The sequence below is a fragment of the Streptomyces sp. NPDC017448 genome, from assembly GCF_044330565.1.
Taxonomy (GTDB): Bacteria; Actinomycetota; Actinomycetes; order Streptomycetales; family Streptomycetaceae; genus Streptomyces.
On record NZ_JBIRLM010000015.1, the window covers coordinates 104583 to 127600 of the forward strand.

Annotated in this window: 41 protein-coding genes and 1 pseudogene; 7 read left to right on the forward strand and 35 right to left on the reverse strand. The window is 71.4% G+C overall.

Features of this window, described 5'->3' with window-relative positions:
* Positions 1-25: 25 nt before the first annotated feature.
* The 5 genes from ACH4K1_RS23330 to ACH4K1_RS23350 form a co-directional block, all read right to left on the reverse strand.
* The gene (locus tag ACH4K1_RS23330; RefSeq protein ID WP_398091217.1) at positions 26-643 is read right to left on the reverse strand and encodes a hypothetical protein; all 618 of its coding nucleotides are present in this window, start codon (positions 641-643) and stop codon (positions 26-28) included.
* On the reverse strand, positions 640-1143 hold the full coding sequence (locus tag ACH4K1_RS23335; protein WP_398091218.1) for a hypothetical protein: 504 nt from the start codon (positions 1141-1143) through the stop codon (positions 640-642). Before ACH4K1_RS23335 ends, ACH4K1_RS23330 begins: the two co-directional genes overlap by 4 nt.
* Positions 1140-1721 (reverse strand): hypothetical protein, encoded by a 582-nt coding sequence (locus tag ACH4K1_RS23340; protein WP_398091220.1) that lies wholly within the window; start codon positions 1719-1721, stop codon positions 1140-1142. The genes ACH4K1_RS23335 and ACH4K1_RS23340 overlap by 4 nt, the downstream gene beginning before the upstream one ends.
* Positions 1718-2584, reverse strand: coding sequence for a protein transporter Sec31 (locus tag ACH4K1_RS23345; RefSeq protein WP_398091221.1), 867 nt, complete (start codon positions 2582-2584; stop codon positions 1718-1720). The genes ACH4K1_RS23340 and ACH4K1_RS23345 overlap by 4 nt, the downstream gene beginning before the upstream one ends.
* Before the next feature lie 129 nt (positions 2585-2713).
* On the reverse strand, positions 2714-3163 hold the full coding sequence (locus tag ACH4K1_RS23350) for a hypothetical protein (protein ID WP_398091223.1): 450 nt from the start codon (positions 3161-3163) through the stop codon (positions 2714-2716).
* 144 nt (positions 3164-3307) lie between these two features.
* Here ACH4K1_RS23350 and ACH4K1_RS23355 point away from each other — a divergent pair, with 144 nt between their 5' ends.
* The 3 genes from ACH4K1_RS23355 (at position 3308) to ACH4K1_RS23365 (ending at position 4468) form a co-directional block, all read left to right on the forward strand.
* Complete coding sequence (locus tag ACH4K1_RS23355) at positions 3308-3571, forward strand: hypothetical protein (protein ID WP_398091224.1); 264 nt, start codon at positions 3308-3310, stop codon at positions 3569-3571.
* Positions 3572-3661: 90 nt separating this feature from the next.
* Complete coding sequence (locus tag ACH4K1_RS23360) at positions 3662-3874, forward strand: hypothetical protein (protein WP_398091226.1); 213 nt, start codon at positions 3662-3664, stop codon at positions 3872-3874.
* Between the two features lie 60 nt (positions 3875-3934).
* Positions 3935-4468: a hypothetical protein gene (locus ACH4K1_RS23365; protein ID WP_398091228.1), complete on the forward strand. Its 534-nt coding sequence runs from the start codon at positions 3935-3937 to the stop codon at positions 4466-4468.
* 176 nt (positions 4469-4644) lie between these two features.
* Here ACH4K1_RS23365 and ACH4K1_RS23370 read toward each other — a convergent pair whose 3' ends face one another.
* The 29 genes from ACH4K1_RS23370 to ACH4K1_RS23510 form a co-directional block, all read right to left on the reverse strand.
* Complete coding sequence (locus tag ACH4K1_RS23370) at positions 4645-5061, reverse strand: hypothetical protein (RefSeq protein WP_398091229.1); 417 nt, start codon at positions 5059-5061, stop codon at positions 4645-4647.
* The gene (locus tag ACH4K1_RS23375) at positions 5058-5237 is read right to left on the reverse strand and encodes a hypothetical protein (protein ID WP_398091230.1); all 180 of its coding nucleotides are present in this window, start codon (positions 5235-5237) and stop codon (positions 5058-5060) included. Before ACH4K1_RS23375 ends, ACH4K1_RS23370 begins: the two co-directional genes overlap by 4 nt.
* Before the next feature lie 24 nt (positions 5238-5261).
* The gene (locus ACH4K1_RS23380; RefSeq protein ID WP_398091231.1) at positions 5262-5483 is read right to left on the reverse strand and encodes a hypothetical protein; all 222 of its coding nucleotides are present in this window, start codon (positions 5481-5483) and stop codon (positions 5262-5264) included.
* Positions 5483-5695, reverse strand: coding sequence for a hypothetical protein (locus ACH4K1_RS23385; protein WP_398091233.1), 213 nt, complete (start codon positions 5693-5695; stop codon positions 5483-5485). Before ACH4K1_RS23385 ends, ACH4K1_RS23380 begins: the two co-directional genes overlap by 1 nt.
* A complete protein-coding gene (locus tag ACH4K1_RS23390) occupies positions 5692-5913 on the reverse strand; it encodes a hypothetical protein (protein ID WP_398091234.1) in 222 nt (73 codons plus the stop codon). The genes ACH4K1_RS23385 and ACH4K1_RS23390 overlap by 4 nt, the downstream gene beginning before the upstream one ends.
* Before the next feature lie 75 nt (positions 5914-5988).
* Complete coding sequence (locus tag ACH4K1_RS23395; protein WP_398091235.1) at positions 5989-6210, reverse strand: hypothetical protein; 222 nt, start codon at positions 6208-6210, stop codon at positions 5989-5991.
* A 27-nt stretch (positions 6211-6237) separates the two neighbouring features.
* A complete protein-coding gene (locus ACH4K1_RS23400; protein ID WP_398091237.1) occupies positions 6238-6459 on the reverse strand; it encodes a hypothetical protein in 222 nt (73 codons plus the stop codon).
* A complete protein-coding gene (locus tag ACH4K1_RS23405) occupies positions 6456-6635 on the reverse strand; it encodes a hypothetical protein (RefSeq protein ID WP_398091238.1) in 180 nt (59 codons plus the stop codon). Before ACH4K1_RS23405 ends, ACH4K1_RS23400 begins: the two co-directional genes overlap by 4 nt.
* Positions 6632-7483 (reverse strand): hypothetical protein, encoded by an 852-nt coding sequence (locus ACH4K1_RS23410; RefSeq protein ID WP_398091239.1) that lies wholly within the window; start codon positions 7481-7483, stop codon positions 6632-6634. Before ACH4K1_RS23410 ends, ACH4K1_RS23405 begins: the two co-directional genes overlap by 4 nt.
* A 243-nt stretch (positions 7484-7726) precedes the next feature.
* A complete protein-coding gene (locus tag ACH4K1_RS23415) occupies positions 7727-8101 on the reverse strand; it encodes a hypothetical protein (protein ID WP_398091240.1) in 375 nt (124 codons plus the stop codon).
* Positions 8101-8328 carry a hypothetical protein gene (locus tag ACH4K1_RS23420; RefSeq protein ID WP_398091241.1) on the reverse strand — a complete coding sequence of 76 codons (228 nt, stop codon included), beginning with the start codon at positions 8326-8328 and terminating at the stop codon, positions 8101-8103. Before ACH4K1_RS23420 ends, ACH4K1_RS23415 begins: the two co-directional genes overlap by 1 nt.
* A 47-nt stretch (positions 8329-8375) precedes the next feature.
* Positions 8376-10133: an AAA family ATPase gene (locus tag ACH4K1_RS23425; protein ID WP_398091242.1), complete on the reverse strand. Its 1758-nt coding sequence runs from the start codon at positions 10131-10133 to the stop codon at positions 8376-8378.
* 33 nt (positions 10134-10166) lie between these two features.
* Entirely contained in the window at positions 10167-10469 is a 303-nt protein-coding gene (locus ACH4K1_RS23430) for a hypothetical protein (protein ID WP_398091243.1), read from the reverse strand.
* Positions 10469-10780, reverse strand: a complete 312-nt coding sequence (locus ACH4K1_RS23435; RefSeq protein ID WP_398091244.1) for a hypothetical protein — start codon at positions 10778-10780, stop codon at positions 10469-10471. The genes ACH4K1_RS23430 and ACH4K1_RS23435 overlap by 1 nt, the downstream gene beginning before the upstream one ends.
* Complete coding sequence (locus tag ACH4K1_RS23440) at positions 10777-11022, reverse strand: hypothetical protein (RefSeq protein ID WP_398091246.1); 246 nt, start codon at positions 11020-11022, stop codon at positions 10777-10779. Before ACH4K1_RS23440 ends, ACH4K1_RS23435 begins: the two co-directional genes overlap by 4 nt.
* On the reverse strand, positions 11019-11594 hold the full coding sequence (locus tag ACH4K1_RS23445; protein WP_398091247.1) for a WhiB family transcriptional regulator: 576 nt from the start codon (positions 11592-11594) through the stop codon (positions 11019-11021). Before ACH4K1_RS23445 ends, ACH4K1_RS23440 begins: the two co-directional genes overlap by 4 nt.
* Entirely contained in the window at positions 11591-12025 is a 435-nt protein-coding gene (locus tag ACH4K1_RS23450; protein ID WP_398091248.1) for a hypothetical protein, read from the reverse strand. Before ACH4K1_RS23450 ends, ACH4K1_RS23445 begins: the two co-directional genes overlap by 4 nt.
* Positions 12022-12657: a hypothetical protein gene (locus ACH4K1_RS23455; RefSeq protein ID WP_398091249.1), complete on the reverse strand. Its 636-nt coding sequence runs from the start codon at positions 12655-12657 to the stop codon at positions 12022-12024. The genes ACH4K1_RS23450 and ACH4K1_RS23455 overlap by 4 nt, the downstream gene beginning before the upstream one ends.
* Entirely contained in the window at positions 12654-13406 is a 753-nt protein-coding gene (locus ACH4K1_RS23460; RefSeq protein WP_398091250.1) for an exonuclease domain-containing protein, read from the reverse strand. The genes ACH4K1_RS23455 and ACH4K1_RS23460 overlap by 4 nt, the downstream gene beginning before the upstream one ends.
* Entirely contained in the window at positions 13403-14500 is a 1098-nt protein-coding gene (locus tag ACH4K1_RS23465; protein WP_398091251.1) for a hypothetical protein, read from the reverse strand. Before ACH4K1_RS23465 ends, ACH4K1_RS23460 begins: the two co-directional genes overlap by 4 nt.
* Complete coding sequence (locus ACH4K1_RS23470; protein WP_398091252.1) at positions 14500-15420, reverse strand: hypothetical protein; 921 nt, start codon at positions 15418-15420, stop codon at positions 14500-14502. The genes ACH4K1_RS23465 and ACH4K1_RS23470 overlap by 1 nt, the downstream gene beginning before the upstream one ends.
* On the reverse strand, positions 15420-15656 hold the full coding sequence (locus tag ACH4K1_RS23475; RefSeq protein ID WP_398091253.1) for a hypothetical protein: 237 nt from the start codon (positions 15654-15656) through the stop codon (positions 15420-15422). The genes ACH4K1_RS23470 and ACH4K1_RS23475 overlap by 1 nt, the downstream gene beginning before the upstream one ends.
* Positions 15657-15747: 91 nt before the next feature.
* The gene (locus ACH4K1_RS23480) at positions 15748-16179 is read right to left on the reverse strand and encodes a hypothetical protein (protein ID WP_398091254.1); all 432 of its coding nucleotides are present in this window, start codon (positions 16177-16179) and stop codon (positions 15748-15750) included.
* On the reverse strand, positions 16176-16598 hold the full coding sequence (locus ACH4K1_RS23485; protein ID WP_398091255.1) for a hypothetical protein: 423 nt from the start codon (positions 16596-16598) through the stop codon (positions 16176-16178). Before ACH4K1_RS23485 ends, ACH4K1_RS23480 begins: the two co-directional genes overlap by 4 nt.
* On the reverse strand, positions 16595-16795 hold the full coding sequence (locus ACH4K1_RS23490) for a hypothetical protein (protein WP_398091256.1): 201 nt from the start codon (positions 16793-16795) through the stop codon (positions 16595-16597). Before ACH4K1_RS23490 ends, ACH4K1_RS23485 begins: the two co-directional genes overlap by 4 nt.
* Positions 16795-17496: a hypothetical protein gene (locus ACH4K1_RS23495; protein ID WP_398091257.1), complete on the reverse strand. Its 702-nt coding sequence runs from the start codon at positions 17494-17496 to the stop codon at positions 16795-16797. Before ACH4K1_RS23495 ends, ACH4K1_RS23490 begins: the two co-directional genes overlap by 1 nt.
* 26 nt (positions 17497-17522) lie before the next feature.
* Entirely contained in the window at positions 17523-17972 is a 450-nt protein-coding gene (locus ACH4K1_RS23500; RefSeq protein WP_398091258.1) for a hypothetical protein, read from the reverse strand.
* 85 nt (positions 17973-18057) lie between these two features.
* Positions 18058-18300, reverse strand: a complete 243-nt coding sequence (locus tag ACH4K1_RS23505) for a helix-turn-helix transcriptional regulator (RefSeq protein WP_398091259.1) — start codon at positions 18298-18300, stop codon at positions 18058-18060.
* Complete coding sequence (locus tag ACH4K1_RS23510; protein WP_398091260.1) at positions 18284-18589, reverse strand: XRE family transcriptional regulator; 306 nt, start codon at positions 18587-18589, stop codon at positions 18284-18286. Before ACH4K1_RS23510 ends, ACH4K1_RS23505 begins: the two co-directional genes overlap by 17 nt.
* A gap of 253 nt (positions 18590-18842) precedes the next feature.
* On the opposite strand from ACH4K1_RS23510, the gene ACH4K1_RS23515 reads away from it, so the two are divergent.
* From ACH4K1_RS23515 to ACH4K1_RS23530, 4 genes are all read left to right on the forward strand, one after another.
* Positions 18843-19211, forward strand: coding sequence for a helix-turn-helix domain-containing protein (locus ACH4K1_RS23515; RefSeq protein WP_398091262.1), 369 nt, complete (start codon positions 18843-18845; stop codon positions 19209-19211).
* Positions 19212-19374: 163 nt separating this feature from the next.
* Positions 19375-19623 (forward strand): hypothetical protein, encoded by a 249-nt coding sequence (locus ACH4K1_RS23520; RefSeq protein WP_398091263.1) that lies wholly within the window; start codon positions 19375-19377, stop codon positions 19621-19623.
* Complete coding sequence (locus ACH4K1_RS23525; RefSeq protein WP_398091264.1) at positions 19616-19846, forward strand: hypothetical protein; 231 nt, start codon at positions 19616-19618, stop codon at positions 19844-19846. Before ACH4K1_RS23520 ends, ACH4K1_RS23525 begins: the two co-directional genes overlap by 8 nt.
* Positions 19836-21122 (forward strand): tyrosine-type recombinase/integrase, encoded by a 1287-nt coding sequence (locus tag ACH4K1_RS23530; RefSeq protein WP_398091265.1) that lies wholly within the window; start codon positions 19836-19838, stop codon positions 21120-21122. The genes ACH4K1_RS23525 and ACH4K1_RS23530 overlap by 11 nt, the downstream gene beginning before the upstream one ends.
* Positions 21123-21372: 250 nt before the next feature.
* On the opposite strand, the pseudogene ACH4K1_RS23535 reads toward ACH4K1_RS23530, so the two are convergent.
* Positions 21373-22137 (reverse strand): annotated as a pseudogene (locus ACH4K1_RS23535) (tyrosine-type recombinase/integrase); the annotation flags it as partial.
* Positions 22138-23018: the final 881 nt, after the last annotated feature.

Here is a 23018-nt window from a genome sequence, read left to right on the forward strand (position 1 = left end):
GTAGACGGTGCGGTAGATGTGCAGGTCAGGCGGCGGTAGACGGGGCGGTAGACGTCTCCTGCGGGGTGGGGTCGGGGAGGGGTGGCAGCTGCGCCTTGACGACCCCTCTGCTGGCCCCCCGGCCGCCGGTTCGGAGCCGCTGCTCCACGGGGATGCCGAGGGCCTCCAGGCGGGCCCGGAGATCGGCCACTGACCAGCCCGCCCCGTGGCCCTTCTCCTGGAGGTGCTTCAGGAGGTCGGAGAGGTACATGGAGGGGCGGTCGCCGAGGGCCTCGTAGAGCATCTGGAGGACCGCCTCGCGGGGGTCCGGCTCGGGCTCGACGGAAGCCTCCTCCGGGGCGGGGTCGGCGGCCGTTCGGGGGGCGGCGCGGAGGGCCGCCCAGCACCACGCCGGGACGAGCGCCCAGAGCAGTGCGGGGGCGGCGCGGATGATGCGCCACAGCAGGTAGGCCCCGGCGGCGACGAGCACGGCGCGGGCGATGCAGCCGAGGGCGGCGGCCAGGCCGGTGAGGTCGTCGCGGCGGCCGGCCCGGATCCAGCCGGCGGCCCGGGAGCCGATCCCCGCGGCCAGGGTGCTGCTGCCGGCGGCAAGGCGCTGCGCGGTCACGGTGCGGGCGGCCCAGATGGCCGCAGCCCGCTTCACGCCGCGCCCCTGTTGCCGAGGGACGCGCCCCACGCGCCGAGCATGTTCGCGGTCTCGGGGAGCCAGTCGAGCTGGGCGGCGATGCCGGGCAGGACGCCGAGCACGGCGCCGGTGATGACACCTCCGATGATGCGCCGGCGGTCGAGCTTCCCGGACGCGCGGTGCAGGAAGATCACGACGGCGAGGACGATGCAGACGACGATGCCGCCGGCGGGGGTGAGCGATCCCATGCGGGTGGAGGCGAGGGCGGCGGGGCCGGTGCCGACGAGGCTGCCGACGGCGGTGTCGCCGCCCTTGGAGAGCAGCCCGGTGATCCCGGCTGCGCCCCAGCCGAGCGCGCCCCCGGCGCACACGGTGGCGAGGGCGCCGAGGAGCCATCCGGCGCCGTAGGGGACGAGCGCTTTCGGGTCGCGGCCGCCCTTCCACCAGGGCCTGAAATTGGCCCACATGATCACGAGGGCGACGGCGACGCCCGCGAGGCTGAGTCCGGTGGCGTTCATCGGGTGACTCCAGTGAGCAGGGTGACGATGTCGAAGAGGTCGATGGAGGCGATCAGGCCGATCACGGCGACGGTGCCGGCCCAGATGCGGCGCAGGGTGCCGCCGTGGCGGACGGTGCGCATGACGACCCAGGCCAACGGGGCCAGGGCGAGGGTGTAGCCGTACGCGGCTCCCCACTCGGCCCGGGTTTCGCCGACGGTGTACGCCCAGATCGACGCGGCGGAGTGGTCGACGCCGGGGATCGGGACGAGGGCGGCCAGGAGCGCGAGGATCAGCTGCCAGGGGCGGCCGATCGTCCGCATCCACGCGCAGACGCGGTCCCACCGGGTGGGCTCGATCGGCTCGTAGTACGGGCCCGGGGCCAGGTGGACGTTCACGTGGTGGACGTAGACCTGCTCGGGCGGCGGGAGCGGCGGGGCGGGGACGGCCGGAGGTGCGGGCGGAGGCGGCGGCGGTGCAGCTGCGGCCGGGGCCGGGGCGCGCCACGGGGGTACGGCGCCGGGCGGCGGCGGCCCGGCGGGGAGCGGCGCTCCCCCGGGGATGATCCGCGTCGGGATGATCGGCTGGCGGGCGTTCATGCGGGCCTCCGGACGGTCCGGAGGTACCGCTCGACGCTGCTCTCCTTGGCGTTGGCGTCCGCGACCTTCCGGACGTAGCGGAGGACGGCGTCCGGATCGGTGATGCCGCTGGAGACGGCCGTCCGGACGGCATCCGCAATGGTCATCGGCCCGGTAGCGGCTGGCGCTTCCTCGGCATCCGGACGCTCGGCTCGATCCTCCGGATGATCCGGACCGGCCTCCGGAGTCTCTCCGGAGGCTCCGGAGAGTGCGGCGCGCTCGGCGGCGACGGCCTGCTCGGCGCGGGTGAGCTCGCGGCGGACGGACACCATCGCGAGACGTCCGCCGGCCTTCGCCCGCTCGGCGTCGACCCACTGCTGGGTGTGGCTGTCGAGGGGCTTGGCGTGGTGGCGCAGCACGACGGTCCACATCACCTTCGCGAGGCCGGATACGGCCGCGGCGACGCAGCCGATCGCGAACTCTCCGGAGATCCAGCCGTGGGCGCCGACCGCGCCCATGGCGATGCCGAGGGCGACGTACCCGGCGCGGCGCGGGAGGACAGCGCGCTCCTGGTCGTAGCGGGCCAGCCACTCCAGGGCCATGCAGGAGAGCCACACGAGGTCGAAGACGAGGGCGGCGGCGTACGCGGCGGCGGTGAGAGGGACGACGAGGTCGAGGAGGCTACCGATGCTCGTGGTCGACCAGACGATCGAGGCGACGCCGATCACGGCGGCGGCCGCGGTGACCCCGGTCAGCACGAGGCGGTCCCAGTCGCGCGGCGGAAGGGGCACGTCCTCCGTGTACCGGTCGAGGACGAGGTGGGTGGTGCCGTCGATCGTGTGCGGCACCAGGCGGGAGCGCTCGACGGTGCGGGTGCGGGTCATCCGAGGGCCCTCGCGATCAGGAAGGTCGGAAAGGCGACCGCCCAGACGAAGACGAGCAGGTACAGGAAGCGCATGAGGTGCTCCGGGGCGTGGGCCGGCCGGGCGCGCGGTGGCGCCCGGCCGGGCGGTTCAGCGGGCGGAAGCGGCGGCGTTGCCGTGCGCGCGGGCGAAGGCGCTTGCGTTGCGGGCCTCGGCCTCGCAGGCGGCGCGCCCGGCGTAGTCGGCGGCGGCCTGGCGGTGGAGCTCGGCGACGCGCTCGGCCCGGGTGGTCCGGCCGGCGCGGGCACGAAGCAGGAGGGCGTACTCGCCGCGGGTGATGGGCCGGGTGATCTCCGGCATCATCCGCAGCAGCGCCCGCTCCAGGGCGTGGCTGGCCGGGGTGTCGAACCCCGCCTCGTCGGTCGCGTACCGAAGGGCAAGGGCATGCCGGCGCGGAGGGAGGATCGGGCTGCCGGGCCGGGTGGTGGTGAGCCGGTCGGCGATGTCGAGGAGTAAGCGCGAGGCGGTGGCCGCCTGGTCGGCGGTGGCCGCGCGGCACAGGGCTTCTTCAGCCTGGGCGCGGTCGGTAGGGTCGGACACGGTCATTCCTCCTGGTTGAGTCAGGCGGGATGGCTGGCCCCGGCCATGTGGCGTTCCAGCGCCGGCCGGGGCCGTTTGTTGTTGCCAGATCGAGCGTAGCGACTTCCTAGGCAAATGCCTAGTAGGTCAGGAAGAATGGTGCCCATGCCCACGCCCGAGGCCGACGAAGGAGGGCCCGAGATGATGTCGTTCCGTGAACTCGCGCGACGGCTGGTTGCCGACGGAGTCGTCCCGCGGATGAGCAACCAGCGCGTGTCCCAGCTGGCCCGGGAGGACCCGGCGTTCCCACCGGTCGTTCAGATCGGCCGGGCGAAGGCGGTCGACTACCGGGTGGCACGTCCCTACTTCGCCAGTCGGGTGCTGCGCCCAGGGCGGCGAACGGATCTGCATCCGCCGGCGGGCGAGTAGCGCGCACGTGGCGAAGCCCCCGACCATGGCGGCCGGGGGCTTCGTGCTGCTCGGGCCGCCGTGACCGCCGAGTCACGGCACCCTGAGTGTATGGAGCACGCGCCGATCGTCGTGCACCGGCCGTCGTCCACGGGCGGCCGGCGCGTCACCGTGCGCGGCCGGATCCTGGGTCTGGCCCACTCGGATCACGACCTGGTCGTGTTCCTCGCGGACGCGGGGCTGCTGGATCCGGATCTGCTGCTGGACGATCCGGCGTGGGTGGAGTGGCGGGGCGGCCGCGCCCACGAATGGGACGCGGCCTGACCGCCCACGTATCCACGGCTTTCCGCACGTCACAGGGCTGCCTCGTCTATGGTCGCGGCCATGATGAATCAAGCCCTTGAAGTGGGCGACTTGGGCACGTGGATGGGACTGATCCCAGCAGCCGGGGCGATCCTCTACACCTACATCCAGCACCGCCAGCAGAAGACGGCTCAGGCTCGAACGGACACTCTCCAGCAGGAAGCGTCTGCGATAGCCAGCCGGCAGGCGGAAGCAGCGGAACGTCGGGCGTTGGCGCTGGAGGAGATGGTAGAACGGCTGGCGCTCGCGCAGTCCCAGCCTGGCGCGCGGCCGGAGGTCTCACCGGCCGCAGCGCCGGTTAGCTGGTCCTTGCACCAAGAGCAGAAGAACCTGTTCGTGCTGCGCAACGAGGGGGATGAGGTGGCCACCGGTGTGCACGTCACCGTCGGCGACCACCCGTCAGGTCTCACTCGCCGCCTGCCGGAGGACGCGGTAGTCCGGGGCCATGAGTCGGTTGAGTTCCTGATCATCGGCGCGTGGGGTCATCCCGTCCCGCGTGAGGTTGAGGTCTCCTGGGCTGGGCGGGAAGAGCCGGTCGTCGTTCCCGTGACGTGAGGCTGGGCGGCGAGCCACTGCACCAGGTCGGCGAGCACCGGCGCCGGGGGCGGGTCGGCGGGGACGGTGAGGAGCCAGTGGGCCGGCCGGAGGACGAGGCGTCCGTCTTCGGTGGTCCACCAGTAGGGCTTGCCGTGGAGCCAGACGGTGCGGGCGCGGTCGGTGGGGTGCATGGGTCAGGCCTCCGTAGTGATGGGGTCGTGGTCGTATTCGGGGCGTCCGCAGATGCCGGGCCCGGGTTGGGTGCAGGGGTGGAGGTGGCCGTCGCCCTGGTACGGGTGGGTGGCGACCGGGCCGGTGGTCAGCCACCACCGCATGCCGTGCTGGTCGGCGTGGCTGCCCTGGTGCCCGGGGTGCAGTACGCACTCGCTGTACTGGCCTGGGTGGAGCCAGGTGAAGACCTCCGACGGTTGGTTGCCGCAGTGCTCCACGGGCCGGGCACCGGGCTGGAGCAGCAGCACGGTGCTCGCGGCATCCGGGGCGGGGCACCCGATCCGCGGGCAGGTGACGTACCCGCCAGCCCCGAGGAACAGGCCCCCGCCGCCGCACGCCGGGCACCGGCCCTGCACCGTGGGATGGGCCCGGTCGGTCATCGGGCCTGGCCCTTTGCCGTGCTCCGGGTGTAGGCGGCGGTGCGGCGCTGGTGGACGCGGCCGTCGGGGAGGCGGCTGCCGCGCTTGTCGTAGCAGAACGCGCCGGGGACGCTGTCGCAGTGGGGGCAGGTGACCATGAGGGCGCGGTTGTGGATGGTGGGTTCGCGGTGGGTCATGTGGTGCTCCTTCGGGTGGGTGGGTCAGGCGGAGGGGGCGCGGTCGGCCTGGGTGCGCGCGGCGGCGCACCGCGGGTATGGGCAGCCGGTGACGGGCAGTTCGTGGTGGGTCTGGCAGACGGCGAGTTGGTCGGTGCACTGGCCGGCGACGAGGTGGCCGACCAACTCCCGGAGCCGCGCCCCTTCCTCGAGGAGGAGAACGTTGCGCTCGGCCCGGTCGAGGAGGTGGTCGAGCTCGGTGCTCATCAAGGCTGCTCCTTCGTCGGGTCGGTCCAGCCGTCGCGTACCGCGGCGGCGGCGAGGGAGGCGGCGTCCTGGTCGGGCGTGCCGGCGCGGGCCTGTTGCTCGGCGGTGCGGGCTGCTCGGCGCTGCTGCGCCTGGCGGGGGTTGGCGATGTGGCCGGTGAGGGTGGCGGTGGTGAGGATGACGAGGGCGGTGACGAGCAGCGCGGCGGTCACTGGGCATCCTCGGGTGGTAGGCCTGCGGCGGTGCGGATCCCTGCGAGCAGGCGCAGGACGTCGTCGGTGGCGTCGGCGACGGGGAGCTGGACTGCGGAGATCCCTCCGCAGGATCGGATGCGGATGGTGACGACGCGGAGGCCGTTGGCGAGGTCCGCGGTGACTTCGAGTTCGTCGCCGTCCATGTCGACGTAGGAGTACAGGGGCTTCCGGGGCACGGTCGTGGTCCTTCCGGTGGGTGGTGGCCGCCCCACCCGGGGCGGCCACACAGCAGGGGTGTCAGGCGGCGGGGGTCAGCGGCAGTGCGAGCAGGGGCTGACCCCGCAGAGAGAGTGGTTGCGGCGGACGGCCCGGTTGACGGCGGGCGGGATGCTGCGGTTGACGGCGGCTGCGGTGTCGAGGCAGTCGTCACCGCAGAACGGCTCTCGGTCCGGGTCGTCGCTCCACACGGTCGGCGGGTCACCCCAGATCGGGAGGTCGCACAACTTGCAGTCCAGGGGTGGGCGCTGGGGCATGTGGTGTCTCCGTGGTGTGGGCCGGGATCACCCGGCAGCAGGGGCGGGGGTGGTGCGGCGGAGGTACTGGCCCTCCACGTAGGGGGCGTGGTTGGTGTGGGCGTCATCGGCCCGGTACCGGCAGAGCCAGTCCATGGCGAGGCAGAGCGGGCCCCTGTGCGGCGGCCCGTCGTCCTCCCACTCGGTGTCGCAGTTCGGCGGGTGGTCGGCGGCGGGGAAGCCGTGCGGGCAGGTGCCGGGCGCGGTCACCGGGTCTCCTCGGGTGTGCGGGTGAGCCTGGCGCGCAGCAGGATCAGCTCCCGCAGTTGGTCGTCCGCGACGGTGGCGGCGTGCTGGGCGCGTGCGATCTGCGCGTCGACGGCGGCCACGGTGGCGTGGGCGGCGAAGGCCGGGTCGAGGCGGGGGAGGATGGGCGGCCGGGTCACTGGGGGTCCTCGGGCGCGGCAGGGACAGCGGGCGGGGTGGTCAGCGCGCGGACGGCAGCCCGGTATCGGCGGGCCTTCGCGACGGCGGCGTCGTCCCAGCCGTGCATCCGCTGCATCTCCTCCATCGACCCGTGGACGCACGTTTCGTCGTGGGTGTCCTGCTCGCAGTCCCAGCCGAGCAGCACGGCGTACAGCCAGGCGTCGACCCGGTAGGTGCCCCAGTCGCGGGAGCTGGTGGCGATAAGGGTGGCCAGGCCGTCGAGCGCGGCGGCGAGGGTGTCGGCCTCGCTGGTGGTGGGCGGCTGCACCCCGGCGGCAGCCCCGTCGGCCAGACGGCGGAGCGAGACCAGCGCGGCCTGGTCCTCGGCGGTGAATTTGCCGGGGACCGCCCACATCCTCAGCTGGGCTTGGTTGAGCGCGTAGTTGAGCATCGTCCGCTCAGGGCCGGTGAGCACGGCGGCCCGGTCGGCAGGTGCGGGCGGGGCGGCGGGTGGCTCGATGGGGTCCTGGAACCGGCCGCAGACGCAGCGGGGGACGGTGCACCCGACGTCGTTGCGGTGCCAGTTCAGGGTGTGGTCGCAGGCGTCGCACGGGGTGGCGAGCATCGCGGCGGTGGACGGTGAGGCGGCCGACGGTGCGGTCTCGGTGGCGCCGAGGAGCTGCCGGGCCACCGCCAGGGCACCCGGGTCGACAACGGTCGACTGCCAGCCCGGGTGGGTGGACGCATCCAGCCGGTGAGCGGTCGCCTCCAGCCAGCAGGCCAGCGCGGTGTGCAGCGGGTCGCCGGTCTCCCGGGCGCGCTCGGCGGCGGCGCGCAGCTGGTCGGCGGGGGTGGGTGTGGTGGGCATCAGGCGCTCCAGGAGGTGGTGGGTACGGTGGTGGGGCGCCCGCCGGCTTCGACCCGGCGGGCGCACCGCGTGGTCACGGGGTAGCGGACTGCCGGGCCGCGGCGTGCGCGCGGGTGCGGGCCTGATGGACGTCATTGCGTCGGGGCCGGGTCCCGGCGTGGCTGGTGCACAGCACCCCGGGGGCACTGCCACAGGCAGGGCACGCGACGGCCAGAGCAGGGAAGCGGACGGGGCGATCGGGCATCAATGGCTCCTCGAAGTCGGGACGGTGAAGGCAAGTTGGCCGGCGGCTTCCCGCGCCGCGCGCCGGGTCGCGGCCGCGGTCTGCCGGTGGTGCTCCCGGTCGTAGTGCAGGTGGCACCCCTGGCACATGGCCCGCAGGTTGCTGTCCTCGCAGTGCTCGGGGATGTGGTCGAGGTGCGCAACCGTGAGGATCACGAGCGACCCTGTGCCGTACGCCCGGCCGCGGTTGACGTTCGGGCAGCGCCCCGGGTGGGTGCCGCGCCCGCACTCCCCGACGCACTCGCACCGGCCAGCGGCGCGCTCGGTGCGGATATGGCGGCTGATGGCCGGCCAGTCCTTCGGGTACCGGGCCCGGTTCTTCGGTCGGATCGGCATCAGAGGCTGGCCATCACGCGGGCCGCGTCGGTGTCGTGGGCGTGCCCCTGTTCGTGGGCCCACTCCGCGATGTCGAGCGGCCACCGCTTGTCGAAGTAGTCGATGACGACGGTGTTGCCGTCCTGGCGGACGGTGTTGGAGGCGCCCGCGCCGAAGTAGCCGTCGTGCTCATCGACGACGGCGGCGGCGGCTTCGGGGGTGATGCAGGTAAGGGTGACGGTTGCCATGAGGCTGCTCTCCTGGTGGTTGGGCTGGGGGCTGGTTGGGCGGGTGGTTATGCGGCGGGGTGGCTGCCGGTGGTGGGGTCGCAGCCGAGGTGGGTGTCGTAGCCGCGGTCGGTTCGGAGGGGCTGGAGTGGGGTGCCGCAGATGGTGCAGAGGGGCTTTTCGCTCTTCTCTGTTCCGGCCGTTCCTTTCCCGTTCCCCCTCTTCGAGGGGGGAACGTGGGGAACGGGGGGCGTTCCGGGTGTTTCCGCGACGTTTCCGGGAAACGTTTGACCTGCGGTTTCTTCGTTCCGGGGTGTGTTCCGGGAAACGTTTCCGGGAAACGTGGTGGGGAACGGGTCGGGGAAACGTTCCGGGGAAACGTCGATACCGGGCATTTCGGTCCGGGCTTTGCGGGTGCGGACCGCCTTCGCGATCTTGTCGTTGCCACCGGAGATCTGGAGTTCGGCGAGCTTCTCGCGGACGACCCGGTTCCCTGCGTCGTTGGGAACGCCGGCGCGGTCGAGGGCGGCGACGATGTGCTCGACGGTGCCGGGGACGGCGGCCATGCCGGTGTCCGCTTCGTAGGTCATGACGATGTGGCGGGTGCCGCCGTGGGCCCAGTTGTCGCCGTCTCGGCGGGCCTGGCGGAGGATGGAGAACTCGTCGGGGCCGATGCCGGTGCGGGTGTGGGTGCGCTTGAGGGAGAGGGCGCCGCCGCCTTGGGCGGAGAGTTCCCAGACGTGGTCGACGTCCTGGGTCTTGGCGGAGGAGCCGCGCCCGCCGCGGTCCTTGTCCTTCCCGAAGTGGTCCAGGCGGATGCTGGCGATGCGGTCGCGCTTGAGGGGCAGCAGGGTGTGGCGGTAGAGGGACAGCCAGGTGTCGGCGTCGTTCTCCGGGCCGGAGATGAACCGGGACACGGTGTCGATGACGACGAGTTCGGCGCCGGTGGCTTTGACGAGGGCGATGAGGTCCGCGCCGCCGCCTGCGGTGTCGAGGGGCCGGACCGGGGGGAACGACGCGTACCGGAGTTCGCCCATGTTGCGGGGCCCGGCGCCGAAGGAGAGGAATCGTTCCTGGACCTGTTCCTGCCCGTTCTCGGCGTCGAGGTAGAGGATGCGGACGGGGTCCTGGGGGGTGTCGTCGAGGAAGGACTGGCCGGTGGCCATGCGCCACATCCACTCCTGGCAGAACAAGCTCTTGCCGGCCTTGCCGTCGCCGACGAGGGTGATTTGCTGGCCGGGGCCCATGAGCTTCCCGGGGAGGAGCTGGATGGCTCCGAAGTCGGTGGCGAAGAAGCTGTTCCAGTCGAGGAGGGCGGCGACGAGGTGGGCGGGGCCGCGGCCGGTGTTCTCGCGGAGCTGCTCGCCCTGGTTGAACGCCTGGACGAGTGCGTCGAGTTCGTCGGCGGAGGCCCCGTTGCGGACGGCCTGCTTGAGGTCGTTGGAGTGCTGGTCGTAGCGGCGTTGCCGGGCGGACTCGTAGATCCGGTCAATGAACGCGGGGAGGATCGCGGGGTTGAGGTAGTCGGTGCCGAGCTTGATGATCAGGTTGCCGTGGTCGACCTCGCGGAGCCGCCCCTGCTTCTCGATCTCGGCGCGGATGAGAACGGGGTGGGGGTCGGTGCCGGAGGCGATGAGCCCGGCGACGGTGTCCCAGATGAGCCGTCGGGACGGCTGGTAGATGTCGTCCCGGGTGATGGTGGCGGAGGCGTCGTTGTACGCCTGGGCGCTGTGCATGACCGCGCCGATGACCAGGTCTTCAGCCTCGTCGTCGTGGGGGGTGTTCAGGTTGAGGCCGTCGTGGTCCGCCGGAGGGTGCGGGTTCATGTGGCGGACGTTCTCCACGAGGACGGGCTCCGATCAGAAGAGGGTGGTCGGCTCGGCCGGCGGGCACTGGTGGTCGGTGACGTGGGGGTGGGGGCAGTCGGCGGGGTGCCAGGCGTGAATCCAGCGAAGGCGCGGGGGCCGGTGTTCGCCGTTGAGCAGGCACCAGATGAGCCGGTTCGGGGTGCGGAGCTCGGTCTGCTGGGTGGGGGTGAGGGGGGCGAGGTCCGCGGTGACTCGTACGGCGGCGGTGTCGCCGACCCACTGGGTGAGGGTGGGTGCGGAGCAGGAAGGGCAGCGGGTGGGGCCGGTGCCCTTCCTGCTCGCGCGGACAGCCATCAGGCGACGGAGTCGAGGGTTCCGCTGGAGGTGCGGTGGCGGAACATCGTCTGCTGCTCTTGGCGCAGTCGCTCGTCGGTGAACTCGTCGGCGGCGACCTCGACACCGACGACGCGGACCTTCACGGACGGGGCCTTCTCCTCGTCGGGGCCGGGCTCGGTGCGCTCGACGTGGGCGAGCTCGACGATTGCCATCCAGCGGCCCTGCCGGTTCTTGAACATGCTGTCGGCGAAGGGTTCGAGGGCCTCGGCAACGTCGGTGAGGACCTTGGAGTCGAACTTGATGTCGGCGTCGATCTTCTGGAACGTCATGCCGCTGCTCCTTGCTGGGTGGGGTGTCCCGGGCAGTTGGCCGGGTGGGTGATGCGGATGGTCTGGGTGAACGCCGTGACCGCGATCGCGCCGACGACCGGGCCCTCCGTGGTGCGGCAGGCCAGGCACTCGTACTTCGCCTTCGGGTGCTCGGCCCAGGTGCCGCCCTTCAGCTGGCGGCCGAAGGTGGTGGTGAGGACCCCGGTGATCTGCCGGCCGTCGGGGAGCGGGTAGCCGCTCATGCCGCGACGGGAAGGTCGGGGGTGGCGGGGGTCTCGGCGGCGGCGCGGCGCATCGCGGCGTCCCAGTAGTGCCCGGTGGTGAGGCACCCGGACATGTCGCAGGTGCCGCGGACGGTGCCGTCGGGCCACCGGCCGTGCGCGAGACGGAACGCGATCTGGCGGGGGGTGCGGTTGCGGCCGTCGACGGAGAGGGAGGTGCCGCTGGGGAGCCAGACCGTGTGGCCGTCGTCGCGCTGGTGGATGCGGGCGGCGAACATGTCGGCGAGGGGGACTCCGCGGAGGGAGTTCAACGCCTGGGGGATGGTCATGCCGGGGTGGCGGTCCTGCTGGCGGAGGATCCGGCCGCGTTCCTGGACGGTGAGGCCGCCCCAGATACCGTCGGCCTGCCGGGTGTCGAGCGCCCAGTCGGCGCACTGGGGCTTGACGGGGCAGCGGGCGCAGATGCTCTTCGCCTTGTCGATGACGGCGACCCACGGCCCGGTCTCGCCGCTGGGGAAGAAGACGTTCGGGGTAGGCGAGAGGTAGGGGTCTCGGCAGGTGCCGTGCTTCATCCAGGTGATGGTCTGGGTCATGACGTCCCTCCGAAAATCCCGGCCATCTGGGACCGGAGCTGGATGCGGATGGTCTGGTCTTCGAGGTGCGTGGGCTCCACGCACCTCGGGTAGCCGCAGCCCGGCCGGACCCGGCCGACGGGCTCCCGGGTGTGGAGCAGCCCGAACGCAATGCGGTAGGCGGAGAAGTGGCCGCCCTGCCGGCCGAGCTTGGGTACCCCGTTGGCGTGGTAGCCGGTCCAGCGGAGGTGGCCGCCGTCGACGTGTTCGGTGCGGGCGTGGAACTCGGTTTCGATGGGGCGGAGGGGGGTCCCGCCGCGCCTGGGGGCGGGGAGGTGGAGCGCTTCCCGGTGGGAGACGACGAGCGTGGCTCCGACGTGGAGGGTGCGCATGATGTCCTGCTGGTGGGCGCCCTGCTGGAGCATTTCGACGATGTCGGTGCGGAGCTTCATCGGGCCACCGCCGGCGTGAACTCGGTCCAGTCGCAGCCCGCGACCGCGCGGGAGTGCGAGGCAGGGACGTCGGCGAGCGGCATGCCGAGGTGGTCGTACGCCATCGCGAGGAGGACGTACGCGTCGGCCTCGTCGTACCGCCACCGGCCCGTGCAGTCGACGCCGTACCGGTCGCGGACCGCGTCGCGGACCATGCCCTTCACTTGCGTGGTGGTGAGCTTGGTGCCGGTCTCCTCGTCCTTCCACCGGGCCTTGCCGGTGGCGTAGATCGTCCGGTTGTCCGGCGGGACGATCGCGTACGGGATGCCCCGCCGCCACAGTTCGTGGCGGACCATCCACCGCATCGCGGCGAGCTGGTCCATTCCCTGGAGGCGGGCCTTGGAGAACGCGGCGCCCTCGATGACGACCTTGTCGGCGTGGCGGATGAAGCTGGTGATGCCGTCGAGTTGCTGCTGGAACCGGCCGTGGAGGGTGGCGGCGGTGGTGTGGATGTGGTCGGTCCACCCTTCGCCTGCGACGCCGGTGGTGCCGATGGCGACGTCGAGGGCGATGACGAGGGGGCGGTGGGTCACCGCGGCCGGGCGGGTGGTCGGCCCGGCCGCGGGAGTCTGGTCGAACAGGGGGGTGCTCATGCGCTTTCACCCCGCTGGGCGGGGACCAGCGGCCACGAGCCGTCGATCACCTTGTCGGGGGCGCCGCCCTGCTCCGGCGTCGCCTTCGTCCGGAACCACTTCTGCAACCCGGCCTGCTGCTCGGCCCGCCACGCCTTCTGCGCGGCGAACAGCTGCTGCGGGCCCATGGTGTTGAGCTGCGGGTACTTCTCGAACTGGGCTTCGGCGATGAGGAGCGCGGCCAGGGCGTCCGCCTCGGCGGTGTGCCAGTCGGTGAGCTCGACGCCGTACCGCTCGGCGGTGGGCTTGAGCTTCCGCATGCCGGTGCCCTTGACGTACTTGTCCACCTGCTTGTCGATGACCAGGGGGTCCAGCAGCGGCAGCGCGGTGAGGCCGGGGAGCCGCTCGCTCATCGGGACGAGACGGTGGCGCTTCAGCTCGCAGTGCAGGACGGTCCAGTCGTAGGACAGGTTGTAGGCGATCACCGGCATGCCGTACGCCAGCGCCTGAGCGAGCCGGTCAGCCAGCTCCTCCAGGGCGGCCGCCGGGTCCTGGCCCTCGGCCTGCGCGCGGGCGTCGTCGATGCCGTGGATCTCGGTGGTCTCCGGCGGGATCGGGACGCCGGGGTTGATGAGCCAGCTCATCGTGTGGTCGGGGCGGTCGCCGCCGCGGACGATGAGCGCGGCGGTGACGATCCGTGCTTCGTTGGGGTCGGCCGCCGTGGTCTCGGTGTCGAAGGCGACCTTGCGGGCGCTCGCGAAGTTGCTCATGCCCGGCCGCCCTTCAGGGTGGAGAGGAATGTGCGGAGGGCGCCGGCCGTTGCGGTCGCGGGCAGCTGCCCGCCGTTGGCCCGGGCGAACTCGGTCTCGACTTCGTCGGTCGTCATGCCGTGGGTTCCAGCGGCGGCGATGATGCGGAACCAGAGGTCTTCGACGTCGTCGTCCTCAACGACCTCGGCGTCGACCGCCCCGTCCTCGTCCGGCACCTGCTCGGGCGCCGGAACCGGCTTCGGCTTGAGCGCCTCGCCGCGGGCGGTGAGCGTTGCGGCGAGCGCCTTGTCCATGTGGCCAGCGGCGACCGCCTGCCGGTACAGGGTGGCGACCTCGTCGGACGTCGTGGCCACCGCGGCGAGCGCCGCGTAGTCCGGGCGCCCGCCGGTGATCGCGACCCGCTCCGGGCCGGATGCCACCGCCGAGGTACCGCCGGTGATGTTCCCGGCCATCAGCGCGGTCGGGGTGATCTCGACGTCCAGCGTCGGGACCATGAACCGGGCCGGGCCCTCGTCCCGCTGGACGAGCTTCTCCTCCATGCCGAGCCACCCGGCGACGTACCCGCCGGCCTGAGCCAGGAGCTCGGCGGCCGGGGGCAGGGTGACGGCGGCGTGGTAGCCCTTCGAGACGAGGAGCCACTGGCCGAGGGCGGGTACGTCGCGGAGCATGACGTTGACGCGGGTGGTGATGGAGCACTGCCGGTTGTCCGGGTTGCACATGCAGGGCCGGTCGGACTTCTGCTCGGTCTGCCCGTCGCAGCGGCGCTGGCACTTCGATCCGGCGTACAGCTCGTACCACTGAGAGACGGAGTCGCGCGGGGGGATGAGGACGGGCAGCCGGTTGGTGGTGGAGTACACCTCGAACTCGGCCGGACCGCCGTTGGCCGGGGTCCAGGGCTGGACCTCGCCGCCGTAGAGCTCGGCGACGGAGGTGAGGATCTCGCGGGACGCGGACGTGAACCGGAAGTGGTTCAGCTTCTCCGGGCGCAGGATCGGCTTGTTGGTCTTCTTCGAGATGCGGCCGGTGTCGACGACACGGCCGATGCGGATCTCTCCGAGCTGACGCATCCGCATCTGGAGGTCGAGGATGGGCATCAGGCAGCCGCCTTCTCTTCGGTGACGGGCAGGACGAGCGCCTGTCCGACGACGGTCTTGGACAGGCCCGACACCCAGTCGGCGGCCTGCTGGACGATGCGGAACGCGGCGAACACGTCGTCGCCGCACGCCACGGGGATGAGCCGGTAGCCCTCCGGCCGGAGGTGGAGCACCACCCCGATGGAGTGCGTCGGGGGCATGGGGACGGTCGATCCGTCCTGCAGCCACGCGACCTCGGCCTTGCGGTACGCGGACATCTGCAACGCGGCCTCGGGGTAGACGCCCTTGACGTCGAGTTCCCCACCGGTCTTCGTGTCGCCCATCAGCACCGTGCTGGAGGGGATGCCGAACTCGGCGGCGATCAGCGGGGACCGCAGCAGGTAGTCGAGGGTCCCGGCGTACCCGGCGGTGCGGTTGCCGACGACCATCTCGGACGCCTCGAAGGTGACCTGCCACTCCTCGACGAACCGCAGGAAGTTGTCCAGGTACGGAGCCATCTCGGGGTCGTCGACCAGGTCGGTCGGCACCGGCTCGCCGAGGACGTGCGCCTCGATGACGGAGTGGACGGCCGACCCGATGTCCGCGCGCTCGTCCTTCTTCCGGAGCGGGGCGCGGCGCAGCCAGTCGTACACCTCGGTGCGGGTCTCCGGTCGGCGGGACGCGGCGACGAGCTGGGGGAGGTGGGCGAACGCGGTCTCGGCGACGAGGTTCGCGGCCCAGAGGGAGAGGACGTCGCCCTTGGTGGAGCCCTGGGAGAGGATCGTGGTGACGCGGCGGTACTTCTCGCCGGTGACCTTGTCGCGGTACCAGCCCTGCGAGGGGCGCGGGATGCGGTCGGGGCCGGTGGGTGCCGGGGCCGCTACCTTGCGGCGGCGGCCGGCGGCCGGGGCCTGAGCCCCGGCCAGCGCGGTGGTCATCATCAGGCGGCGCTCCGTTCCGGGACGGTCGTGGTGTAGGCGCGGCGCCCGGCGGCGTCGACGGCGGCGAGGACACCCCGGGCGGCCAGCGCCCGCAGGTCCTTCCGCGCCGTGTTCCGGCCGGACGACGGCCACGGGGAGACGGCGAGGAGCTCGGCGGCCCGGCGCGTGGTGACCGGGGCGGGCTCGGCCTGGACAGCGGTGGCGAGCCAGGCCCGCCGGGTGATGGGGGTGCTCACGTGACGGCTCCGAGGATCGTGAGGAAGGAGAAGGCCACGACGGACCAGAGGACGGCGGAGATGGTGAAGGACCAGGCCCAGGCGCGGCGGCTCATGCGGCACCGTCCTTGCGCCACTGGATCGTGATGAAGCGGCGGGGACCGCCGTAGCCGGTGGTGGAGACCTGGACGTTGAGGTCTCGGGGGACCGCCCGGCCGTGGAGGTGGGCGTACTTCATGCGGGCGGTGCCCGCCGGGGTGTCCTCGCGGGGCCAGCCCTCGGGGAGCCAGCCGCCGAGCTGCATGAAGACGTGGCCGTAGTAATCCGGGGCCAGCTCGGTGTAGTGCCAGCCGGAGAGCGGGACCGGGTGATCGAACCCGGTGAACTGGACCTCGCCGTCGGGCACGTCGGGGCTGATGAAGGCGCCGCCGTACGCGGCCTCGTGACGGGCGGCGATCTCACGGGCGGCGTCGGCTCCGGCGCGGACTTCGCCGCGTGCGATCTGGCCGAGGACCCGGGCGTGGTCGGGCGTCGAGGCGGTCATGCGGCACCCGCCTCACGCTGCGACGGGAGCGCCACGACCGTGCCCGCACCGTTCGACGAGAGCAACAGCTCCGCCACCCGGCGGACCTGGCCCCCGTACAGACGGAGGTGCGTTCCGCCGATCTGCTCCAGCAGCTCATCGACGAGCTGGTCCCGCTGGTACTCGGCATGCGAGTCCTCACGCGGGTTCGACAGAGCGTCGATCTCGCGGAGCTGCTCGCCAACCCCGTCGGGGTCCTCAGCGAACTGCTCGGCCAGCTCCAGCACCACGTGGAAGAGGAAGTGGTCGAGGTGGAGGACGGCCCCACCGGGGATCGACGAGACGTTGACGCGGGTCGGCCCGGTGTACGCGCCGCCGATCAGCTTCGGGCGGGCGGTGTTGAGGAAGCGGAAGAACCGCATCGCACGGGTGAGCTTCATCGGGTGCCTCCGAGGAGCATGAGGAGCGCGGCGGCCGTGAGCGGCGCGGCGTGAACGGCATGGGAGGTGGCGGCCGGCAGAGCGCGGACCCATTCGGGGGTGAGGTGGTCGGCCTCGGCGAGGAGCAGCACGGGGATGGACCCGGCGGCGAAGGCGGACACGGCGAGGCAGGCGATCGCGGGCAGCGGGTGCTCCATCACTGGGCACCGCCCGTCGGGAGGTCGCGGCCCAGCGCGTACGTGTGGTGCAGCGGAGAGTCGTGCGGGTCCTCGGCCGGGGCGGGCGGGGCGCTCTGGCTGCCCTCGGCGGGCCCGGCCGGTGCACAGGCGCGGCACGGAGCCAGCGCGCCTCCGTTGGCCACGAACCGTACGGCGTCAGCCCCGTAGCAGGTTGTGCAACTGGGCGACGGAGCCACGTACGTTGCCGCCTCCAGCTCGGCGACCTGGGTCCGCAGCCGGACGTTCTCGGTCTCCGTGTCCAGCAGGCGCTTCAGCACCGGTGCGATCCGCTCGCCCATCCAGGACGAGAGGTTCATGCAGTAGAGGTCTTCCCACGTCGGGTGCTCGTGGTTCCGGATGTCCGCGACCGACTTGGCGAACGAGCCGATCAGGGCGTCCGTGGCGGGCTGCACGTCGCCGATCTGCACGGCGAGTGCCTTGCGCTGCTCCGGCGTCATCGGGGCGGGCCCCGTGCTCACCGGCATCGGCAGCGCACCCATCAGGGCCACCGCGTCCGCCACCTCGGTCACCGGCGGGGCCGCCTTCACCCCGTGCTCCGCCAACTCGGCCAACGTCGCCATCACGAACCGCGGGCACCTGGCCACACCCTCCGGGCAGTACAGCCCGAGCCCGGCGCGCGTCACCGCAGCCTGCACCCACACCGCACCGTCCGACGTCATGACCCGCAGCGGGCCCGGACCGGCGCTCACAGGGACACCGCCGTGGCGTCCGCCGCCGCGTACAGCACCGCGACCGCGCACTCGGTCGTACGCCCCTCCACGTCCGCCCAGCCGTCGACGTGGGACTCCAGGGCGAAGATGTCGCCGTACTCCGGGCCCTCGCCGTCGACCTCCAGGCGCAGCGCGAGCACGGCCAGCGCCTCGTCGGCCAGCAGCGAGTAGGAGCGGGGGTCGCCCTCCACCGCGCACCGCAGCGCCGCCGAGATCGACAGGGGGCGTGAGGTGTACGGGGTGCGGATGTCGCTCAGGGCGTTCGGGAAGTAGTCGCCCTGGTGCAGGCCGTTCGCCGCGAGGATCCGAGCGGCCGCCCGGTACGTCGCGGGCAGGGTCGTCGGGCGGGGGATCGTCACGTCCACGTGGACCGTGCGCCGGTGACCGGCAGGCAAGTCCGTGGGGCGGATAAGATCGATGGTCACGGTGTCCTCGATTTCTGAGTGATTGAGGATGCGAATAGGGGTCGACCGGATGGCCGTCTGGTCGGCCCCGTCCTTATGCGGTGGATCAGGCAGACGCGGCGACGAGCTGCGCGGACGAGTCCGCGTCCCGCCCCGCCATCCAGGCCCGCACCTCAGCGAGGTCGAACCGGCGCTGACGGCCGGCGAACGGCGCGGTGGGCATCCCCTGCTTGATCCACTGGAGGATCTGCCAGTCGGAGACGCCGTAGTACGTCTCCATCTCGCGCATGGTCAGGAGGGGCATGAGTCCGGCCGGGAGGGTGGTGACGCGTTCACTCTTCGTCGGCATCGGAGCTTGACCTTTCTACTGTCACTGTCGAATGTGGGGGCATGCGGCTGAACAGGCGGTGCATGCGGTCATCGAGTGCTTCGGTGATGAGCCATGCGGTGCGGAGTTCGGTGCGCTCCCGGGCGGTGGTGCCGCGCCCGGTGAGCCGGGCGATCGTGGCCGGGCTGACGCCCCGCCCCTCCGGGTCGACCTGCTTGGTCTTCTCGGAGAGCTGGTCGAGGGTGAGGTGCTGGCGCGTGAGTGCGTCGCGGAGTGGCTGTCCTTCGCCGTTGCGGAGCACCTTGGGCATGGCTACCTCGGGCTGTTCGGTGGTGAGCTCCTCGTCCTGAGGTGCTGTGACAGTTTTACAGTCACTGTCACGTGAGTGTCAACGGGAGCTTCCGAGAACTTCCGAGACGTGCTGCGTGATTCGAATGCGTGTTCTATGGTGGTGTCATATGCCAGCGCCCAGGCGTGTGACGGGGAGGTTCCGCACCGGGCGCAACCTCGCCATGGTTCTACTTTTACTTGCGAAAAGTAGAGATCAAAGGGCACCCTTAGGCGTGGCCACAGACGATGCGACCCCAGCCGAAGACTTTGCGCAGCTGCTCGCACGCCTCAAGGGCGAGTACGGCGTGAACGACAGCGCCATCGCGGCGGCCGTCGGCGTGTCCCCGTCCACGGTCAGCACCTGGGTCCACCGTAGGCGGCAGCCCCGCCCGGACGCCCTGCGCGCTCTCGCCGCGGCCTATCCCAAGTTCACCGAGGACGAGATCTTCGCCGCCGCCGGCCGCAAGACCCCCGGCCCCCTTGCGCCTGACGCGGAGGAGCGCCTCCTCAAGCTCTTCCGCGGTCTCACCGCTGAGCAGCAGGAAATCAAGGAGCTGGAACTCCGCGCGCTGAACGAGCACAACCGTCGCGCCCTCTCGTGAGTCTCCTCTAAATGGAGTCCGTCACTCCCTGCTTATAACGGATCATCAGCTTCCGTAACAGTGGTCGCATTCTCAACGACTCAGAGGTACGGTCGGTCCACGGCCGATGTCCTCCCCCATCTGCCGCAGGTTTCCTATTCCGCCTGCGTATACGGGGGTCCACATGTGCATTCGCGTTCGTTTCGCCGAGGTCGGCACGGCTCCGCTGTTCGACGCCGTCACCCAGACGATCGCCCTCCCTCCCGACCTGGACCGCGCACGGACGGTTATAGCCGCGCGGGCGATTCTTTCTGAACTCGCCGTCATACAGCCCCGGTTCGGTGCACGCTGTTTCTGCGGGGCGCCGCTCGATCTGAGCCCCCGCGTACCCCAGCAGCGAAGGAGCGATGAGCAGGTGATGAAGCATGTCTGAAGGCGATCTCTACCAGGTCGGCAGCCGTACGTGTGGATGTGTCGACTGCATCGAGGACTACCCGCCCGCGCAGTACGGAGACCGGCCGCGGCAGGCCGGGTGCGTAGGCCGGTGGCAGGTCAGGTACCGCACGCCGGAGGGGCAGCAGCGGCAGAAGACGGTCGAGTCCCGCGCGGACGCTGTTCTTCTCCTGCGGACGCAGGCGGTGGGTCGTGGCGCGTAGAGCAGCCAACAACCCCCGTCAGGTACGCAGCAAGAGCTGCGGCTGCGCCGAGTGCATCGAGGCGTTTCCCCCGGCCGAGCACGGCGCCCGGAAGCGCCGGCGTGACTGCGTCGGGTCCTGGCAGGCCCGGTACCGGGATCCGGCAGGAAAGCAGAAGGCGCGGAACTTCGCGAAGAAGGGGGACGCCGACGCCTTCCTCGATAAAGTCCGGACCGACGTACGGGACCGGACCTATCGGGATCCGAAGCGCGGCAAGATCACCCTTGCCGCGTGGTGGGACGAATGGTGGGAGGTCCAGCAGAAGAAGGGACGCGTCACCACGCGGAATCGGAAGCTCGGGGTGTGGAAGACCCACATCTCCCCGAAGTGGAGCGGCTACCCGCTCATCGACCTGGAGTACATGGAACTCCAGCGGTGGCTCAGCCGGGATGTGAAAGGCTACGAAAGCCAGAAGCGGGTCCGCGAGGTGCTCCTCGCCCTGCTCGACGCCGCGATCAAGGACGGTGAACGGATCTCGGTGAACCCGGCGGCGCACCTGGAGATCACCGCAGAGAAAGTCGTGAAGCACCCCGACGACCTCAAGCCCCCGACCGAGGCGCAGTACGCCCTCATCCACGCGGCGCTGCCGGTCTACTACCAGGTGATCCTCCGGGACTTCGCGCACGAGACCGGCATGCGGCCCGGGGAGTACGCAGGCCTCCGGCTCCATTGTGTCGACGAGGAGGAGATGCTGGTCCACATCAAGGAGATCCTCGTCCTCGACGAGGGGAGGTTGCGCCGACAGGCCGCGCCGAAGACGAAGGCCGGTTTCCGAACGGTGCCGCTCACGCCGACGGCCTTCGGGGCAATCCAGTTCATGAAGGAGAAGTGGCGTCCGCACGCGACCCGGTCACGGATCGAGGACGGCTTCGACCTGCATGTCGAGGAGTTGATCTTCCGCGGCCCGAAGGGGGCGGCGCTGAACATCAACAACCTGTCGCGGCGGGTGTGGCGGAAGGCCATCATCCAGGCCGGGGTGGCGCGCGAGATCATCAACCCGGTCACAGACCACGTCGAGTGGTGGCCGCGGGTCTACGAGTACCGACACCTGGTGACGACGCGGCTGCATCACGCCGGCGTCAGCGAGAGGGATACGCAGGCGGTGCTCGGTCAGGAGCGCGGTGGCCGGGTGACGTGGACGTATACGCATGAGAGTGAGGGCGCCCGGGAGAAGGTGCGTGCGGCTCTTACCGGTCGTAGTGGACTCCGGGTCGTGCCGGACCAGCAGACGGCGTGAATCCACTAAGAGTCCACAAACCCCGCTCGGAGGGTCTCGGAAGCTCTCGGAGGATCGGTATTCTCGATGGGGCGCGAGGGTAATGTGAGCCCTCGGAAAGTCTCGGAAACCCTCGGAAGTTCTGGGGTAAGTAGAGCGCTGCTCTTACAAAGCAGATGTCGGCGGTTCGAAACCGTCCGCGCCCACCAGCACAAAGGCCTCCGCAGCGTCTCGCTGCGGGGGCCTTTGACGGTAGTGGCTGACGGCAGTCTCACTCAGAACGGCGGCGCCAACGGAGCAGCCGGTCCATGTGTCCCATCGCCTCCCTCCGACGCTCGTCGGAGACGTGCGTGTAGATGTTCATCGTGACGGCGATCTGCGAGTGCCCCAGGATCTCCATTACGACCCGCGCCGGCACTCCGGCGGCGAACAGGAGCGTCGCGCACCCGTGCCGGGCGTCGTGCAGCCGGATCCGGGGGAGCCCCGCCGTCTCCGTGACGCGCTGGAACGAGCGGCTGAGGTTCATGGGCTCGACCGTGCGGCCGGTGCGGGTGGTGAAGGCGTAGTCGCTGTCCTGCCAGTCCTTCCCTGCGGCGAGCCGCTGCGAGGCCTGCCGGAGACGCTGCCAGCGCAGCGGCGGCACGCACATGAGGGGGAGAGGGACGACACGGGTCCGCCGGTTCTTCGTCGAGTCCGCGTACAGCTCGTTCTGCACCCGCTGGATCTGGTTCCGCACGGTGAGCGTGCGGCGCTCCAGGTCGATGTCCGACCAGCGCAGCCCGAGGACCCCCCTCGACGCAGCCCGAGTGCCACGGCTAGGACGAACGCCGCGTACAGCGCGTCTCCCCCTTGCCGCCTCCAGGAAGGTCGTCGTCTGTTCCAGGTCCCACGGCTTCAACTCCCGCTGCTCCCCTCGTGGGGCCGGCACGAGCTTGACCACGTTCCGGCTGATGAGTTCCTCCCGGCAAGCAGCGCTGAGCGCACTGCGCAGGACCCGGTGCGACTCTTTGGCTGTGGCCGGCGATGCCTTGGGCTCATGGGCGGTGCGGAACAGCGGCCCCATGTCCTCCGCGACCGCGACCGCGGACATGAGGGCGCCGAAGAGATGTCGTTGAAGCCGTCCGCGACTTCCTTCTCCAGCGGGAACTCTGAGTCGGCCCGCTCGGCGAGGATCTTCATCACATTCGCCACGCTCGTGAGCGCGGCCGGGAGCCCCTCGACCATGGCCAGGATCTCCATGGCGTTGTCGGGGTCGTAGCTGTTGGCGGCCGTTTCCATCTCGGCCGCGTACTCCTCGAACCGGAAACCCGACACGATTTCTCCCTCGGTGTTGTCGCTGCTGGTGGGTGCTGCGGGGACCAGGCCGGCGGGGCGCTCGGCGGTGTCCCCGACGTGCTCGGCGGTGTCATCGGCCGCCTGGGCGTCGACGGCGGCCTCGTCGTTCTGCAGGGCGGCCCGGATCTCTTCGTCACGGGCGGTGCGCTGCTCGGCGGCGGTGCGCATCAGGCGGGCGTAGAGACGCCGTCCGGGGTGGATCAGCCACGGCAGACGGAGCTTCCGACCGATCGGCGAGGAGATGAATCCGACGATGTCCAGCGCACCGGCGAGCAGGGCGGCGAACAACCTGCGCCGCTGGAACCTCGCGGCCGACCTGCGCAGAGCCTTCCGGGCCTGCTTGCGGGCCGGGGCCTTGCGGACCTGGTCCCGCTGACGGTCGACCTGCCCGGCGGTGCGCCGGTCCCGCGCCGTGCGGGCCCGCTCCATCGCCGCCCTGCGGGCCTTGCAGATCCGCCCGGCGGCCTTGCCCACCGCCCGGCCGACCGGCCCCTTCTTCGCCAGGGACGCGGACCGCTGATCGGCCTTCGCCTGCCGACGGGCGTCCGCCACGCCGCGGCGGGCGCCGGTGGTGTCGTGGCG

What these genes read in the sequence shown, in the direction of transcription:
- ACH4K1_RS23335 (WP_398091218.1), bottom strand. Translation starts at nt 1,143, where the DNA reads ATGAACGCCACCGGACTCAGCCTCGCGGGCGTCGCCGTCGCCCTCGTG.
- ACH4K1_RS23340 (WP_398091220.1), bottom strand. Translation starts at nt 1,721, where the DNA reads ATGAACGCCCGCCAGCCGATCATCCCGACGCGGATCATCCCCGGGGGA.
- ACH4K1_RS23345 (WP_398091221.1), bottom strand. Translation starts at nt 2,584, where the DNA reads ATGACCCGCACCCGCACCGTCGAGCGCTCCCGCCTGGTGCCGCACACG.
- ACH4K1_RS23355 (WP_398091224.1), top strand. Translation starts at nt 3,308, where the DNA reads ATGCCCACGCCCGAGGCCGACGAAGGAGGGCCCGAGATGATGTCGTTC.
- ACH4K1_RS23360 (WP_398091226.1), top strand. Translation starts at nt 3,662, where the DNA reads ATGGAGCACGCGCCGATCGTCGTGCACCGGCCGTCGTCCACGGGCGGC.
- ACH4K1_RS23365 (WP_398091228.1), top strand. Translation starts at nt 3,935, where the DNA reads ATGATGAATCAAGCCCTTGAAGTGGGCGACTTGGGCACGTGGATGGGA.
- ACH4K1_RS23370 (WP_398091229.1), bottom strand. Translation starts at nt 5,061, where the DNA reads ATGACCGACCGGGCCCATCCCACGGTGCAGGGCCGGTGCCCGGCGTGC.
- ACH4K1_RS23375 (WP_398091230.1), bottom strand. Translation starts at nt 5,237, where the DNA reads ATGACCCACCGCGAACCCACCATCCACAACCGCGCCCTCATGGTCACC.
- ACH4K1_RS23380 (WP_398091231.1), bottom strand. Translation starts at nt 5,483, where the DNA reads ATGAGCACCGAGCTCGACCACCTCCTCGACCGGGCCGAGCGCAACGTT.
- ACH4K1_RS23395 (WP_398091235.1), bottom strand. Translation starts at nt 6,210, where the DNA reads ATGCCCCAGCGCCCACCCCTGGACTGCAAGTTGTGCGACCTCCCGATC.
- ACH4K1_RS23410 (WP_398091239.1), bottom strand. Translation starts at nt 7,483, where the DNA reads ATGCCCACCACACCCACCCCCGCCGACCAGCTGCGCGCCGCCGCCGAG.
- ACH4K1_RS23415 (WP_398091240.1), bottom strand. Translation starts at nt 8,101, where the DNA reads ATGCCGATCCGACCGAAGAACCGGGCCCGGTACCCGAAGGACTGGCCG.
- ACH4K1_RS23420 (WP_398091241.1), bottom strand. Translation starts at nt 8,328, where the DNA reads ATGGCAACCGTCACCCTTACCTGCATCACCCCCGAAGCCGCCGCCGCC.
- ACH4K1_RS23425 (WP_398091242.1), bottom strand. Translation starts at nt 10,133, where the DNA reads ATGAACCCGCACCCTCCGGCGGACCACGACGGCCTCAACCTGAACACC.
- ACH4K1_RS23430 (WP_398091243.1), bottom strand. Translation starts at nt 10,469, where the DNA reads ATGGCTGTCCGCGCGAGCAGGAAGGGCACCGGCCCCACCCGCTGCCCT.
- ACH4K1_RS23435 (WP_398091244.1), bottom strand. Translation starts at nt 10,780, where the DNA reads ATGACGTTCCAGAAGATCGACGCCGACATCAAGTTCGACTCCAAGGTC.
- ACH4K1_RS23440 (WP_398091246.1), bottom strand. Translation starts at nt 11,022, where the DNA reads ATGAGCGGCTACCCGCTCCCCGACGGCCGGCAGATCACCGGGGTCCTC.
- ACH4K1_RS23445 (WP_398091247.1), bottom strand. Translation starts at nt 11,594, where the DNA reads ATGACCCAGACCATCACCTGGATGAAGCACGGCACCTGCCGAGACCCC.
- ACH4K1_RS23450 (WP_398091248.1), bottom strand. Translation starts at nt 12,025, where the DNA reads ATGAAGCTCCGCACCGACATCGTCGAAATGCTCCAGCAGGGCGCCCAC.
- ACH4K1_RS23455 (WP_398091249.1), bottom strand. Translation starts at nt 12,657, where the DNA reads ATGAGCACCCCCCTGTTCGACCAGACTCCCGCGGCCGGGCCGACCACC.
- ACH4K1_RS23460 (WP_398091250.1), bottom strand. Translation starts at nt 13,406, where the DNA reads ATGAGCAACTTCGCGAGCGCCCGCAAGGTCGCCTTCGACACCGAGACC.
- ACH4K1_RS23465 (WP_398091251.1), bottom strand. Translation starts at nt 14,500, where the DNA reads ATGCCCATCCTCGACCTCCAGATGCGGATGCGTCAGCTCGGAGAGATC.
- ACH4K1_RS23470 (WP_398091252.1), bottom strand. Translation starts at nt 15,420, where the DNA reads ATGATGACCACCGCGCTGGCCGGGGCTCAGGCCCCGGCCGCCGGCCGC.
- ACH4K1_RS23480 (WP_398091254.1), bottom strand. Translation starts at nt 16,179, where the DNA reads ATGACCGCCTCGACGCCCGACCACGCCCGGGTCCTCGGCCAGATCGCA.
- ACH4K1_RS23485 (WP_398091255.1), bottom strand. Translation starts at nt 16,598, where the DNA reads ATGAAGCTCACCCGTGCGATGCGGTTCTTCCGCTTCCTCAACACCGCC.
- ACH4K1_RS23490 (WP_398091256.1), bottom strand. Translation starts at nt 16,795, where the DNA reads ATGGAGCACCCGCTGCCCGCGATCGCCTGCCTCGCCGTGTCCGCCTTC.
- ACH4K1_RS23495 (WP_398091257.1), bottom strand. Translation starts at nt 17,496, where the DNA reads ATGACGTCGGACGGTGCGGTGTGGGTGCAGGCTGCGGTGACGCGCGCC.
- ACH4K1_RS23505 (WP_398091259.1), bottom strand. Translation starts at nt 18,300, where the DNA reads ATGCCGACGAAGAGTGAACGCGTCACCACCCTCCCGGCCGGACTCATG.
- ACH4K1_RS23510 (WP_398091260.1), bottom strand. Translation starts at nt 18,589, where the DNA reads ATGCCCAAGGTGCTCCGCAACGGCGAAGGACAGCCACTCCGCGACGCA.
- ACH4K1_RS23520 (WP_398091263.1), top strand. Translation starts at nt 19,375, where the DNA reads ATGTGCATTCGCGTTCGTTTCGCCGAGGTCGGCACGGCTCCGCTGTTC.
- ACH4K1_RS23525 (WP_398091264.1), top strand. Translation starts at nt 19,616, where the DNA reads ATGTCTGAAGGCGATCTCTACCAGGTCGGCAGCCGTACGTGTGGATGT.